The sequence below is a fragment of the Pseudomonas sp. genome (genome assembly GCF_037994325.1).
Taxonomy (GTDB): Bacteria; Pseudomonadota; Gammaproteobacteria; order Pseudomonadales; family Pseudomonadaceae; genus Aquipseudomonas.
In genome coordinates this window covers 1-13,465 of sequence record NZ_JBBNAH010000766.1, presented here as the reverse complement: position 1 = coordinate 13,465, position 13,465 = coordinate 1, and the positions used below count along the sequence as shown (strand labels likewise).

12 protein-coding genes are annotated in these 13,465 nt (G+C 61.4%); 6 read left to right on the top strand and 6 right to left on the bottom strand.

Translation table 11 applies throughout. The features are described 5' to 3' along the window. Positions 1-289: 289 nt before the first annotated feature. Positions 290-1,588: an amino-acid N-acetyltransferase gene (argA, locus tag AAAB16_RS25700; RefSeq protein ID WP_340665911.1), complete on the bottom strand. Its 1,299-nt coding sequence runs from the start codon at positions 1,586-1,588 to the stop codon at positions 290-292. A gap of 104 nt (positions 1,589-1,692) precedes the next feature. After that, positions 1,693-2,850, bottom strand: a complete 1,158-nt coding sequence (argE, locus tag AAAB16_RS25695) for an acetylornithine deacetylase (RefSeq protein WP_340665910.1) — start codon at positions 2,848-2,850, stop codon at positions 1,693-1,695. Between the two features lie 251 nt (positions 2,851-3,101). Between argE and AAAB16_RS25690 the strand changes: the two genes are divergently transcribed. The 6 genes from AAAB16_RS25690 (at position 3,102) to AAAB16_RS25665 (ending at position 8,794) form a co-directional block, all read left to right on the top strand. Beyond that, positions 3,102-4,472, top strand: coding sequence for a CYTH domain-containing protein (locus AAAB16_RS25690; protein ID WP_340665909.1), 1,371 nt, complete (start codon positions 3,102-3,104; stop codon positions 4,470-4,472). A 292-nt stretch (positions 4,473-4,764) separates the two neighbouring features. Then, positions 4,765-6,549: a GspE/PulE family protein gene (locus tag AAAB16_RS25685; RefSeq protein ID WP_340665908.1), complete on the top strand. Its 1,785-nt coding sequence runs from the start codon at positions 4,765-4,767 to the stop codon at positions 6,547-6,549. A gap of 108 nt (positions 6,550-6,657) precedes the next feature. Next, positions 6,658-7,581 carry an SPFH domain-containing protein gene (locus AAAB16_RS25680; protein WP_340665907.1) on the top strand — a complete coding sequence of 308 codons (924 nt, stop codon included), beginning with the start codon at positions 6,658-6,660 and terminating at the stop codon, positions 7,579-7,581. Between the two features lie 13 nt (positions 7,582-7,594). Next, positions 7,595-8,044, top strand: coding sequence for an NfeD family protein (locus AAAB16_RS25675; RefSeq protein ID WP_340665906.1), 450 nt, complete (start codon positions 7,595-7,597; stop codon positions 8,042-8,044). A gap of 113 nt (positions 8,045-8,157) precedes the next feature. Beyond that, positions 8,158-8,478 carry a DUF2388 domain-containing protein gene (locus tag AAAB16_RS25670; protein ID WP_110615749.1) on the top strand — a complete coding sequence of 107 codons (321 nt, stop codon included), beginning with the start codon at positions 8,158-8,160 and terminating at the stop codon, positions 8,476-8,478. Positions 8,479-8,569: 91 nt separating this feature from the next. Further along, the gene (locus tag AAAB16_RS25665) at positions 8,570-8,794 is read left to right on the top strand and encodes a hypothetical protein (protein WP_340665905.1); all 225 of its coding nucleotides are present in this window, start codon (positions 8,570-8,572) and stop codon (positions 8,792-8,794) included. A 94-nt stretch (positions 8,795-8,888) separates the two neighbouring features. On the opposite strand, the gene gcvH is transcribed toward AAAB16_RS25665, so the two are convergent. From gcvH to AAAB16_RS25645, 4 genes are all read right to left on the bottom strand, one after another. Further along, entirely contained in the window at positions 8,889-9,272 is a 384-nt protein-coding gene (gene gcvH, locus AAAB16_RS25660; RefSeq protein ID WP_340665904.1) for a glycine cleavage system protein GcvH, read from the bottom strand. 62 nt (positions 9,273-9,334) lie between these two features. After that, positions 9,335-10,417, bottom strand: a complete 1,083-nt coding sequence (gcvT, locus tag AAAB16_RS25655; RefSeq protein WP_340665903.1) for a glycine cleavage system aminomethyltransferase GcvT — start codon at positions 10,415-10,417, stop codon at positions 9,335-9,337. A 178-nt stretch (positions 10,418-10,595) separates the two neighbouring features. Then, a complete protein-coding gene (locus AAAB16_RS25650; protein ID WP_340665902.1) occupies positions 10,596-12,215 on the bottom strand; it encodes an iron ABC transporter permease in 1,620 nt (539 codons plus the stop codon). Between the two features lie 111 nt (positions 12,216-12,326). Beyond that, a complete protein-coding gene (locus AAAB16_RS25645; protein ID WP_340665912.1) occupies positions 12,327-13,286 on the bottom strand; it encodes an extracellular solute-binding protein in 960 nt (319 codons plus the stop codon). Positions 13,287-13,465: the final 179 nt, after the last annotated feature.

The window sequence follows — 13,465 nt, the reverse complement described above, 5'->3', positions numbered from 1 at the left end:
GGCCGGGATCACCTCGGTCGCATTTAAAAGCAAAAGCCCCTCTCCCGCCCTTCGGGCACCCTCTCCCGCAAGCGGGAGAGGGGATACATGTGCCACCGCGTTCTGCTCTGCTCCCCTCGCTCGAAACAAACTCAATGGCTGTTCACCCCTCGCCCGCTCGCGGGAGAGGGGCCGGGGGAGAGGGTCGGGATCACCTCGGTCGCATTTAAAAGCAAAAGCCCCTCTCCCGCCCTTCGGGCACCCTCTCCCGCAAGCGGGAGAGGGGAACGTTTGAAGATAGCGCTGGCCCCTACAACTTCTTCTCAAATATCTGCGAATTACGCTGGTAGTTGTACAGCGAAGCCCTGGCCGCCGGCAGACGCTCTACGCCACTCGGCTCAAAGCCGCGCTCACGAAACCAGTGCGCGGTACGGGTGGTCAGCACAAATAAGGTTTTCAACCCCTGCGCCTTGGCCCGTTCTTCAATGCGTTCCAGCAGCTCATCACCGCGTCCGCCGTGACGGTATTCGGGGTTTACCGCCAAGCACGCCAGCTCACCGCTGTCCGAGTCGGCAATCTGATACAGCGCCGCACAGGCGATGATCAGGCCGTCGCGTTCGACGATGGTGAATTGCTCAATTTCGCGCTCCAGCACTTCGCGCGAGCGGCGCACCAGAATGCCTTGCTCTTCCAGCGGGCTGATCAGGTCGATCAAGCCGCCGACGTCTTCAATGCTCGCTTCACGCAATTGTTCAAACTGCTCCTGGTCCACCAGGGTACCGCCACCGTCGCGGGTAAACAGTTCGGTGAGCAGTGAGCCGTCTTCGCTGTAGCTGACGATATGGGCGCGTTTTACCCCGCCGCGGCAGGCTTGTGCCGCGGCATCCAGCAGCTCGGCCTGGTAGCTGTTGCCCAGGCGTTGCAGATGGGTAGGCACCTGCTGCGGACGCAGTTCGCGCACCAACTTGCCGTTGTCGTCCATCAGACCTTGTTCGTTGCCAAACAAGATCAGCTTGTCAGCGCCCAGGTCGATCGCGGCGCGCATGGCCACGTCTTCGCAGGCCAGGTTGAAGATTTCGCCCGTGGGCGAATAACCCAGTGGCGAGAGCAGCACGATGGAGCGCTCGTCCAGCAAGCGGCCGATACCTTTGCGGTCGACCCGACGCACTTCACCGGTGTGGTGGTAGTCCACGCCTTCGACCACGCCAATCGGCCGCGCGGTAACAAAATTGCCGCCCGCCACGCGCAGGCGTGAGCCCTGCATCGGCGAGGCGGCCATGTCCATCGACAGCCGCGCTTCGATGGCGATGCGCAGCTGGCCAACGGCGTCGATCACGCATTCCAGCGTCGGGCCATCGGTGATGCGCATATCGCGGTGGTAGTGCGGGGTCAGGCCACGGGCGGCCAGGCGCGCTTCAATTTGTGGGCGCGAGCCATGCACCAGCACCAGGCGCACACCCAGGCTGTGCAGCAGCACCAGGTCGTGAACGATATTGCCGAAGTTGGGGTGGGCAACGCCGTCGCCGGGCAGCATGACGACAAAGGTGCAGTCCCGGTGGGCGTTGATATAGGGGGAAGCGTGGCGAAGCCAATTAACGTATTCGGGCATAACGCGAAGAGCCTTATAAATTCGAGATGAGAAAGCCTGTGCAGGTACGGCGGGACTTCAGCTTTATCGTCGGAATTGAGGCTGTAACACGCGTTTGCTCCTTGTCATTGAGAGGTAGAGGGGGTGAGGCAATAGTGCTGAATCAGTTCACGCAGCACCTTCACTGTGGGCTGCAAACGTGACAGTTCCAGGAACTCTCCCGGCTGGTGGGCACAGCTGATATCGCCGGGGCCAAGAATAATGGTCTCGCAACCAAGTTGCTGAAGATAAGGCGCTTCGGTGCCGAATGCCACTGCCTCAGCACGATGGCCGGTCAGGCGCTCGGCCACGCGGACCAATTCGGCGTCCGCCACCTGCTCGAAAGCCGGCACATGGGGGAACAGCGGGGCGAAGTCGATCTTCACCTGATGCTGCTCGGCAATCGGCAGCAGCTTTTCGCGAATGGCGGCGCGCAGCTGTTCGGCGTCCATGCCCGGCAAGGGGCGAATGTCGAACTCCAGCGAGCATTGGCCGCAGATCCGGTTGGGGTTATCGCCACCATGAATGCAACCGAAATTCAGCGTGGGCTGCGGCACGCTGAACTGCTCGTTGCGGTACAGGCGCTGCCATTTCTGCCGCAGCTGCATCAGCTCGGCCATGGTCGCGTGCATGGCTTCCAAGGCGCTGTGGCCGAGAGTGGGGTCGGAGGAATGGCCGCTTTGGCCGAGGATATCGATGCGCTCCATCATCACGCCCTTGTGCAGGCGGATTGGCCTTAATCCGGTAGGTTCGCCAATCACCGCAGCGCGGCCCAAGGGCTGACCCGCCGCCGCCAAGGCACGGGCACCGGCCATCGAGCTTTCTTCGTCGCAGGTGGCCAGCACTAACAACGGCTGCTTGAACGGGTGCGCCAGCAGCGGCAGCACGGCCTCGATCACCAAGGCGAAGAAACTTTTCATATCGCACACGCCCAGCCCTACCCAGGTGCCATCCACCTCGGTGAGTTTCAGCGGGTCGCTCTTCCACAGCGCTTCGTCAAACGGCACGGTGTCGCTATGGCCCGCCAACACCAGGCCGCCGGGGCCGGAGCCAAAGCTGGCGAGCAAATTGAATTTGCCGGGGGAGACTTGCTGCACATCGCATTTAAACCCCAGATCGCCCAGCCAAGTGCTAAGCAGATCGATCACCGCCTTGTTCGACAGATCCAGGCTCGGCTGCGTACAGCTCACCGATGGCGCAGCGATCAGCGCGGCGAATTGCTCTTTCAAGGTTGGTAATGGCATGCCAAGTCTCCACGGGCGAGGCCCATCATAGAGGCATCCGCCTGCAGGAATAAACCGTAAGCGGCCACCACCCCCGGCGTCCCCGCGCAGGCGGGGACCCAGAATTTCACGCCGAACGTCGTCTCCTTCAACACTCTGGATTCCGGCCTTCGCGGGAATGACGGTGGTTATGTGGCGTTCGCGGACGACGCAAGCGCGATGGGCCTGTACACTTCACGGCCTTAAGTTCCCAGCGTTTGGATTCCCCGGCCATGCAAAAAGAAACTGAAATCAAACTCCGCGTCAGCCGCGAAACCCTCACTGCCTTGCGCGACCACCCGCTACTGAAAAAACGCAACAAAGCCGGTTGGGAACAGCGCGAACTGCTCAATCAATATTTCGACACCCCCGAACGCGACCTGGCCCAGGCGCGCATTGCCCTGCGCATCCGTCGCGACGGCGAGCAATTTATCCAAACCCTGAAAACCCGTGGCCAGAGCGTGGCCGGCCTCTCCGAGCGCAACGAGTACGACTGGGAAGTGGCCAAGGCCAAGCTCGACCTGAAGAAACTCGACGACACTTGCTGGCCCGCCGCCCTGGCTGAACTGGACAAGAAAACGCTGCAGGTGATCTTCACCACCGACTTCGTCCGCGAGCGCGCCGAAATCGCCTGGGGCCGTGGCAAAAGCAAAGTGGTGGTAGAAGCGGCTCTGGACCTCGGCAAAGTTGTCGCCGGCGGCCAGGAAGAAGAAATCTGCGAGCTGGAGTTGGAGCTGCGCCAAGGCGAGCCGCAAGCGCTACTGGAGCTGGCTGCCGAACTGGCCGCCGACCTGCCGTTGATGCCGTGCGATATCAGCAAGGCCGAGCGCGGTTACCGCTTGTTTGATGCCAACAGCTATTCCCTGAGCCTGCCACAACCAGCGCTGGAACCTGAGTTGCCGCTGGACCAGGCCTTCGCCGCACTGGCCTGGCATCTATTGGGCAGCAGCCAGCGCCTGGCCGAGCAATACCGTTTTAATGGCCACTGGCGCCTGCTGGTGGAATGGCTGGAGCAACTGGTCGACCTGCGCGCCTTGCTCAGCAGCCTCGGCCAAGCCGCGCCACGCGCCAGCAGCCATGACCTGCGCGAGCGCCTTGATGCTCTGCTCAACGACTGGCGCCCCCGTGTGGTTGCCGGTCTGAGCGACGACACCGCCCGCCAAGCTGCCCCGGCGTTATTTCTCGCCGAACTGCAAGGCACGCGTTGGGGCCAGTTCTCGCTGAACACCTCGCTGTGGCTGCTGACCAACGCCTGGACCACCGAGCGCAACAGCCGTGGCAATCGCCAGGGCGCCGCGCCACTGGGCAACTGGCTACCGACCCTGCTGGCCGAAGAAGCCCGCAGCCTGCAACTGGGCCGCTACCAGCAGCAGCCGGAAGACTTGGCCGAACAGCTGCCGCGGATCGAGCGTATTCAAGTGTGGTTGCGTCTAGCCCGCCAGGTATTGATTGACGTGCCGGAAGTCGACCGCCTCTACGGCGAGCTAAACAAACTGCGCGACCTCGCCCACCGCCCCATCGAAGACGACTGCCTGGACGCCCGCAGCCAGCAAGCGCAAACCGTGTTGACCACCAAAGCGTGGAAAACCCTGCTGAAGCTGTAACGCGGTCTTCCAGCATTCCCCTCTCTTGTTTGCGGGCGCCCGGCTAGGGGAGAGGGTGCCCGAAGGGCGGGAGAGGGCTATTAGCCGCGACCTCGTTTACCCCGCCCCTCTCCCCCAGCCCCTCTCCCGCAAGCGGGAGAGGGGTGCAGAGCATTTGAGTTTGTTTGGCTGTGCACTCGGTTTGGCGTCGAACAACGCAATCGGGCATGCTTGCGGCTATTCTTGATCCACCCCAGATCCAACCGGGGTCTTCTATTTCGTCACGCCGCACCGCATCAAACAGGGAGTTCGCATGTCCGCTTTCGCAAGCCAGGCCCAAGATCGCACGCTGGATCTCAATGACCTGCTGCGTGAGCTGGTGGCCCAAGGCCGGGTAGCGCAGGACACCGCCGAACAACTGATGGCGATTCGCCGTAGTTCGAGCAACACCCAGCTCCATCCCTTGGAATTTATCGCCGGCCAGCAGGTTGACGACCTCACCCGCCCCGGTAAAAAACTCGATCTGGAAACCCTGACCATCTGGCTGGCCAACCTGGCCGGACAGCCGTACATGCGTATCGACCCGCTGAAAATCAACGTGGCGGCGGTCACGCCGTTGATGTCTTACGCATTCGCCCAACGGCACAAGATTCTCGCCGTGGCGGCAGATAACGACGCAGTGACCATCGCCAGTGCGCAGCCTTTTGTCGCCAGTTGGGAAGCCAACCTGACCCACGTGCTCAAGCGCCCGATCAAACGCGTGGTGGCCAACCCGTCGGATATCCAGCGTTTTACCGTGGAGTTTTTCCGCCTGGCGAAATCGGTCAGCGGCGCCTCGGCGGTGGACACCAAAGCCACCAGCATCGGCAACTTCGAACAACTGCTAAACCTCGGCGCCAGCGACCAAGAGCCAGACGCCAACGACTCGCACATCATCAATATCGTTGACTGGCTGTTCCAGTACGCCTACCAGCAGCGCGCCAGTGACATTCATATTGAGCCGCGCCGCGAACAAGGCACGGTGCGCTTTCGCATCGACGGCGTGCTGCACAACGTTTACCAGTTTCCGCCGCAGGTGACGATGGCAGTGGTTAGCCGCCTGAAAACCCTGGGCCGCATGAACGTGGCAGAAAAACGCAAACCGCAGGACGGCCGGGTAAAAACCAAGACCCCGGACGGCGGCGAAGTGGAGCTGCGCCTGTCGACCCTGCCCACCGCCTTTGGCGAAAAGATGGTGATGCGGATTTTCGACCCGGAAGTGCTGTTGAAAAACTTCGACCAGTTGGGCTTCTCACCCGACGACCTCAAGCGCTGGCTGGAAATGACCAGCCAACCCAACGGCATCATTCTGGTCACCGGCCCCACCGGTTCGGGCAAGACCACCACGCTCTATACCTCGCTGAAAAAGCTGGCGACCTCCGAGGTCAACCTGTGCACCATCGAAGACCCCATCGAAATGATCGAGCCGGCCTTTAACCAGATGCAGGTGCAGCACAATATCGACCTCAACTTCGCCAGCGGCGTGCGTGCGCTGATGCGCCAAGACCCGGACATCATCATGGTCGGCGAGATCCGCGACCTGGAAACCGCGGAAATGGCGATCCAGGCGGCGCTCACCGGTCACCTGGTGCTCTCCACCCTGCACACCAACGATGCGCCCAGCGCCATTACCCGCTTGCTGGAACTCGGTGTGCCGTACTACCTGCTCAAAGCCACGTTGCTTGGGGTAATGGCCCAACGCTTGGTGCGCACCCTGTGCCCGCACTGCAAAGTGCCGGTGGAAATTACCGAGGAAGACTGGCAGTCGCTGACCCGCCCGTGGAATGCCCCGCTACCGACCGGGGCGCACAAGGCGGTGGGCTGCCTGGAATGCCGCGATACCGGCTACCGTGGTCGCGCCGGTGTGTATGAAATCATGCAACTGACCGACAGCCTCAAGCCCTTTATCAGCGCCGACACTGACCTGCTCCCGCTGCGCCGCCAGAGTTTTAAAGAGGGGATGCGCAGCCTGCGGCTCTCCGGCGCACAGAAAGTAGCGGCCGGTCTGACAACTATTGAAGAAGTATTGCGAGTGACCCCGCAAAGCGAACAGAAGTAACGTCGTAGGGTGTGCTGCGCGCAGCACGCGCTTTACGCGTAACCCCGATGGTGCGCACAGCACACCCTACGGGGCGTCCAGTCCGAATGACTTACACAAGGAAGCGTCATGCAAATCGGTAGTGTGCTTTTTCTCTTCGTCGGCCTCGCGGTCGCCATTCTGTTTATGGGCTTCAAGGTTGTGCCGCAAGGCTACGAGTGGACGGTGGAGCGCTTTGGTCGCTACACCACGACACTGCGCCCAGGCCTGAACATTATCGTGCCGGTGATGGACCGCATCGGCCGCAAGCTCAATGTGATGGAAAGCGTGCTGGATATTCCGCCGCAGGAAGTCATTACGTCCGATAACGCTACGGTACAGATCGACGCCGTGTGTTTCTTCCAGGTGGTCAACACCGCCCAAGCGGCTTACGAGGTGAATAACCTCGAACACGCCATTCGCAACCTGCTGCAAACCAATATCCGCACCGTGCTCGGCTCCATGGAGCTGGACGCCATGCTCGGCCAGCGCGATGTGATCAACGAACGCCTGCTGCGCACCGTCGATGAAGCCACGGCGCCGTGGGGCATCAAAATCACCCGCATCGAAATCAAAGACATCAGCCCACCGGCCGACCTGATGGCGGCGATGTCTGGGCAGATGAAGGCTGAGCGGGTCAAGCGTGCACAAATCCTCGAAGCCGAGGGCCTGCGTGCCGCCGCGATTCTGACCGCCGAAGGTAAAAAGCAGGCGCAGATTCTTGAGGCCGAAGGTGAACGTCAGGCGGCGTTTCTCGAGTCCGAAGCGCGCGAGCGTCAGGCCGAAGCCGAGGCGCGCGCCACCCAGGTGGTATCGGAGGCTATCGCCAGCGGCAACGTGCAGGCGATCAACTATTTCGTCGCGCAGAAGTACATCGACGCCCTGGGCAAACTGGCCTCGGCCAATAACAGCAAAGTGATTTTGATGCCGCTGGAAGCCAGCCAAGTGATAGGCGCGGTGGGCGGCATTGGCGAGATCGTCAAAGCTACCTTTGACACCAATAAGAAAGCCTAAGGACGCGTGACCGATGATGGATTTTCTGCAACACCTGTCCTTCTGGGACTGGTTGGCCCTGGGCACCCTGCTGCTGATTCTGGAAGTATTCGGCGCCGGCGGTTACCTACTCTGGACCGGCATGGCCGCTGCAGCCGTGGGGGTGATTAGCTACCTGTTCCCGGCCCTGCCTTGGCCTTGGCAATTTCTGCTGTTTGCCGTGCTCTCGCTGCTCACCGCGGTGCTGTGGTGGCAACGCCTGCGCCATGCCGGCAAGGTGTCGGAACAGCCTGGCTTAAACCAGCGCGGCCAGGAATTTCTCGGACGCACTTTTAGCCTGCATGAAGCCATTGTCGGCGGGCGCGGCAAGATCAAAGCGGGCGACAGTTTGTGGTTAGTGATCGGCCCCGACCTGCCCGCCGGCACGCAGGTGGAAGTGATTGGCCAGGAAGGGGTGTTACTGAAAATCAAAGCCTGCGCCTAACCTGCGCAGCGCTATTGTCCTGCAAGAGACTTGAACTAGCGCAGCGGCCCAGCGGTCGTAAATTCAAGCCCCGAATTTACGCTCTGGGCGCCCGTCACTGCAGGAGAAACCCCATGCACCGCAAACTCGTAATTGCGTCCTTGTTGTTGGTTGTCCCGGTTGCCTCGGTCTCGGCCGACACTTTCTGGCGCAACGTACTGTCGTCCGGCGCCACCACCGGCTCGTTCTACCTGACCTCGCGCAAAGACCACAAAGTGGTCATCGACGCCCAAGAAGATGCGAGCAGCTTTGTCGCCAGCAACGGCGCTATCCGTGGGCCTTACCTGGAAGCCGCCTTGCAGAAAGTGCGCGCGGAAAACCCAGGTTTGAAAGCCTCGGACGATGAACTGGCGCAAGCCATTCTCAGCGCTGAACCGGCTACGGCCGCGCAGTAAACTGCGCCCTGGGATTGCCTAGCGCGTCTGGTTGTTACGGACGCGAATGTGCGAGCATCGCCGCTCACTTCTGTAGACAAGGACCGTTGCCATGGGCAATCCCATACCCACCCTGAAAGTCGTGTTGATCCTGATCATCGCGGTAAACGCCATCTGGTTTACCGACCGCGTGTTGTCCATCGTTGGCCTGGACTTGCTGAGCTATCTGCCAAGCGCCGTCTGGCAACTGCTGAGCGCGCTGGGCAGCGGCTTGTTAATCATCTTTAACGTGCTGCTGTTGGGGTTGTTGCCGAAGTTGCAGCTCAAAGGCGAGTGAGCGCCGGCTCAGCAGGGTGTTCGCCTGTTTATGCGCCAACACGATCAGTTCCCTCGCCCGCAAACAGGCGAGGGGTGCAGAGCCTTTGACTTAGTTAGGCGTCCGCTACCGCCTGATAAGCGCCAGCATCCAGCAGCTTGTCCAGCTCACTCACATCGTTTGGCTGCAACTTGTAGAACCAGCTGCCATACGGGTCGCCGTTAACGCTTTCTGGCGAATCGGCCAGCGCGTCGTTAACAGCAGTCACCACGCCGCTAACCGGCGAGTAGATATCGGAAGCGGCTTTAACCGATTCCACTACACCCGCTTCCTGGCCAGCGGCCAGTTGCTTACCCACTTCCGGCAATTCAACAAAGACCACGTCGCCCAGGGCTTCCTGCGCGTGGTCGGAAATGCCCACGGTCACGCTGCCATCAGCTTCCAGGCGCGCCCATTCGTGGCTGGCGGCGTAACGCAGTTCGCTAGGGATATTGCTCATATCGTGGTCCTCGGAGTCGGGGAGGCGGAATGTCCGCCTGGAAAAGTTAGCAGGTTAGCCGATCAGATCAATGCTTTGCCGTGGCGTACAAAGTTAGGCCGAACCACACGCACGGGATACCACTTGCCGCGGATTTCCACCTCGGCTCTTTCGCCAGTAGCGGCAGGAACCCGGGCCAAGGCGATGGATTTACCCAGGGTAGGCGAAAAGCTGCCGCTGGTAATTTCCCCTTCGCCAATGCCTTCAACGCGCACCACCTGGTGGGCGCGCAAGACGCCGCGCTCTTCCAGCACTAAGCCTACCAGCTTGGCTTGCGCGCCAGCACTGCGCTGCGCTTCCAGCGCTTGGCGGCCGACAAAGGCGCGCTCGGTGGGCTCCCAGGCAATGGTCCAGGCCATATTGGCCGCCAGCGGCGAAACGCTTTCGTCCATATCCTGGCCGTACAGGTTCATGCCGGCTTCCAGGCGCAGGGTGTCGCGGGCGCCGAGGCCGATGGGGGCAATACCGGCGCCCACCAGCTCGTTGAAAAAGCTGGAGGCTTGTTCGCGTGGCAAGACAATTTCCAGGCCGTCTTCACCGGTGTAACCGGTGCGGGCGATAAACCAGTCACCGTCGGTAAAACCTTGGAAGGGTTTCAGATCGTGGATCAGCGTGGCGCGGCTGGAGGACACCAGTTCAGCCACCTTGGCGCGCGCATGCGGGCCTTGAATGGCGAGCATGGCCAGTTCGCTGCGCTCGTTAAGCTGCACGTCGAAGCCGGTAGTTTGTGCCTGCATCCAGGCCAGGTCTTTGTCGCGGGTGGCGGCGTTGACGACCACGCGGTAGCCCTCAGCGGTGAGGTAGACGATCAGGTCGTCAATCACCCCGCCTTCGGCATTGAGCATGCCGCTGTACAGCGCTTTGCCCAGGTCTTGCAGGCGCTCGATATCGTTGGCCAGCAAGTGTTGCAGATAGGCCTTGGCCTGCGCGCCACTGACGTCGACAACGGTCATATGCGACACGTCGAATACCCCGCAATCGCGTCGCACCTGATGGTGCTCTTCAACTTGCGAGCCGTAATGCAGTGGCATGTCCCAACCGCCGAAATCGACCATCTTGGCACCCAATGCAAGGTGCTGATCATAGAGGGGCGTGCGCTGTCCCATGGGTTTCTCCTTCCGGGCTTGGCAGAGGTGCGGGCGGTCAGTGAGGCTCCGCAGCGCCTAGAAAAACCAGGCCTTGCAGGAGATTTCAACTAGCCGGTCAGGATGACGTCCCACACCGAATGGCGCGCATTGTAGCCGCAAGACTAGTCCCTGCACACACGCCTTACCGACTGTGCAGTTACTGCCCGTAACGACGTGCCGAACGGCGGATCAGGCCAATTACCGGCAGCAGGCCGACCAGCACCAGGGTCAACGCCGGCAGCGCGGCGCGGGCCCACTCGCCTTCGCTGGTCATCTCGAAAATGCGCACGGCCAGGGTGTCCCAACCAAACGGGCGCATCAGCAAGGTGGCGGGCATTTCCTTAAGCACGTCGACAAACACCAGCAACGCCGCACTTAAAGCGCCTGGCACCAGCAGCGGCAGATAGACGCGAAAGAACAAGCCGTAACCGGCGACACCAAGGCTGCGCGACGCTTCCGGCAGGGACGGACGAATACGCGCCAGCGCGCCTTCCAGCGGGCCGTAGGCGACGGTGATAAAGCGGATCAGGTAAGCCAACACCAACGCCAGCAAGCCGCCGAGCAACAGCGGTTTGCCGGCGCCACCGAGCCACTGGGAAAGCGGCACCACCCAGGCGCGGTCGAGGTAGCTGAACACCAGCATGATCGACACCGCCAGCACGGAACCTGGCAGGGCATAACCGAGGTTGGCCAGGCTGATGGCGCTGCGGATCGGTCGCGTCGGCACCAGGCGCCGGGCAAATACCAGCAGCAAGGCTGCAGCCACGGTGACCGCTGCGGCAATCGCGCCGAGGTAAAGGGTATGCAGGATCAGGCCGACGTAGCGCTCGTCGAGATCGAAGCGCCCGCGTTGCCAGCACCACACCAGCAGTTGCAGCAGGGGCACGGCAAAGGCGCAGGCGAACACTAGCCCACACCAGCTACTGGCCGCCAGCGCTTTCCAGCCACGCAGGTGGTACAGCGCGTGGCCGCGCGGGCGCTCATTGGCCGGGCGGCTAGCGCCACGGGCACGGCGTTCGCCGTAGAGCACCAGCATCACCGCGAGCAATAGCAGGCTGGCCAGTTGAGTGGCGCTGGACAAGCTGTAGAAGCCGTACCAGGTCTTGTAGATGGCGGTGGTAAAGGTGTCGAAGTTAAATACCGACACCGCGCCAAAATCCGCCAGGGTTTCCATCAACGCCAACGCCACCCCAGCACCGATTGCCGGTCGCGCCATGGGCATGGCCACGCGCCAGAACGCCTGCCAGGGTGATTGGCCAAGAATGCGCGCGGCCTCCATCAAGCCCTTGCCCTGGGCCAGAAACGCGCTGCGCGCGAGCAGGTACACGTAGGGGTAAAACACCAGCACCAGCACCACAATCACGCCACCAGTGGAGCGCACGCGGGGTAAACGCAGACCCGTGCCAAACCACTCGCGTAGCAGGCTTTGCAGGGGACCGGAAAAATCCAGCAGCCCCACAAACACAAACGCCAGCACATAGGCAGGAATGGCGAAGGGCAGCATCAGCGCCCAGTCCAGCCAGCGCCGACCAGGGAACTCACATAGCGAGGTGAGCCAGGCCAGGCTGACGCCCAACAGCGTGACACCGAAGCCCACGCCCAGCAGCAGAATCAAGGTATTGCCGAGCAGGCGCGGCATCTGCGTGTCCCACAGATGCGCCCATATTTCGTGGTCGATGGTTTGCCAAGAGAGCAGCAGCACGGACAGGGGAAGCAGCACCAGCGCCGAGATGGCAAAGGAGATGGCGTACCAGCGACGTTGATGGACCAAAAGCACAGACCGTAGGTTGGGTTGAGCAAAGCGAAGCCCAACGTTTCGTAGATAACAATGGGCCGGCGATGTTGGGCTTTACCTCTGGCTCTACGCCCGCGGACCGCCCCAACCTACTTAATACCAGCCCGCGCGGTCCATCAGTTTGATGGCTTCGGCCTGGCGCTTGCCAGCCACTTCTACCGCAATGGTATCGGCTTTAAACGTGCCCCAGCTCGCCACTTCTTCCGACGGTTTTACCTTCGGGTTGGCCGGGTATTCCTGGTTTACCCCGGAGAAAATCGCCTGGGCCTCAGGCCCGGTCATCCATTCCACCAGGGCTTTGGCAGCTGCCGGGTGCGGCGCATGTTGGGTCAGGCCAATGCCCGACAGGTTCACATGCACGCCACGGTCATTCTGGTTAGGCCAAAACAGCTTTACCGCCAGGCTCGGGTCTTGTTTATGCAAGCGCCCGTAATAGTAGGTGTTGACGATGCCCACATCGCACTGCCCGGCGTTGATGGCTTGCAGTACGGCGATGTCATCGGAGAACACGTCGGTGGACAGGTTATTAACCCAGCCTTTGAGAATTTCTTCCGTCTTCGCCGCGCCGTGGGCTTCGATCAGGGTGGCGGTCAGCGACTGGTTGTAGACCTTCTTTGCCGTGCGCAGGCACAGGCGCCCTTCCCACTCTTTACCGGCCAAGGCCTCATAGGTGGACAACTCTTCGGGTTTTACCCGGTCGCTGGCATAGGCGATGGTGCGCGCGCGCAGCGACAGGCCCGTCCAGCTGTCAGTGGAGGAGCGGTATTGCGCAGGGATATTGGCGTCGATTACCGGCGAATCGAAGGGCTGCAAAATGCCCATCGTCTCGGCTTGCCAGAGGTTGCCGGCATCCACGGTGAGCAGCAGATCGGCGGTGGCGTTAGCGCCTTCGGCTTTGATGCGCTGCATCAGTGGCGCTTCTTTGTCGGTGATGAACTTGACCGTTACGCCGGTCTTGGCGGTGTAGGCATCAAACACCGGCTTGATCAGCTCGTCGATGCGCGAGGAATACACCACCACTTCATCGGCGGCCTGCGCAGTGGTTGCGCCCATCAGCACAAAGAGAGAAAGAAATGAGCGGCGAATCGACACGAGCACGTCCTCGTAAAAGCTAGAAGGCCGCAAATGATAGTGAACCTCAGTTGGCGACCGGCGATCGAGGTGTGTCGGGATGTTGCACAAGCGCTGCTTGTTAAACGCCGTTTGCGATTCGTCGCACCTGGGTCCCCGCC

Coding starts and splice junctions, on each gene's coding strand:
- argA (WP_340665911.1), bottom strand. CDS start 1,588: ATGCCCGAATACGTTAATTGGCTTCGCCACGCTTCCCCCTATATCAAC.
- argE (WP_340665910.1), bottom strand. CDS start 2,850: ATGCCATTACCAACCTTGAAAGAGCAATTCGCCGCGCTGATCGCTGCG.
- AAAB16_RS25690 (WP_340665909.1), top strand. CDS start 3,102: ATGCAAAAAGAAACTGAAATCAAACTCCGCGTCAGCCGCGAAACCCTC.
- AAAB16_RS25685 (WP_340665908.1), top strand. CDS start 4,765: ATGTCCGCTTTCGCAAGCCAGGCCCAAGATCGCACGCTGGATCTCAAT.
- AAAB16_RS25680 (WP_340665907.1), top strand. CDS start 6,658: ATGCAAATCGGTAGTGTGCTTTTTCTCTTCGTCGGCCTCGCGGTCGCC.
- AAAB16_RS25675 (WP_340665906.1), top strand. CDS start 7,595: ATGATGGATTTTCTGCAACACCTGTCCTTCTGGGACTGGTTGGCCCTG.
- AAAB16_RS25670 (WP_110615749.1), top strand. CDS start 8,158: ATGCACCGCAAACTCGTAATTGCGTCCTTGTTGTTGGTTGTCCCGGTT.
- AAAB16_RS25665 (WP_340665905.1), top strand. CDS start 8,570: ATGGGCAATCCCATACCCACCCTGAAAGTCGTGTTGATCCTGATCATC.
- gcvH (WP_340665904.1), bottom strand. CDS start 9,272: ATGAGCAATATCCCTAGCGAACTGCGTTACGCCGCCAGCCACGAATGG.
- gcvT (WP_340665903.1), bottom strand. CDS start 10,417: ATGGGACAGCGCACGCCCCTCTATGATCAGCACCTTGCATTGGGTGCC.
- AAAB16_RS25645 (WP_340665912.1), bottom strand. CDS start 13,286: ATGGGCGCAACCACTGCGCAGGCCGCCGATGAAGTGGTGGTGTATTCC.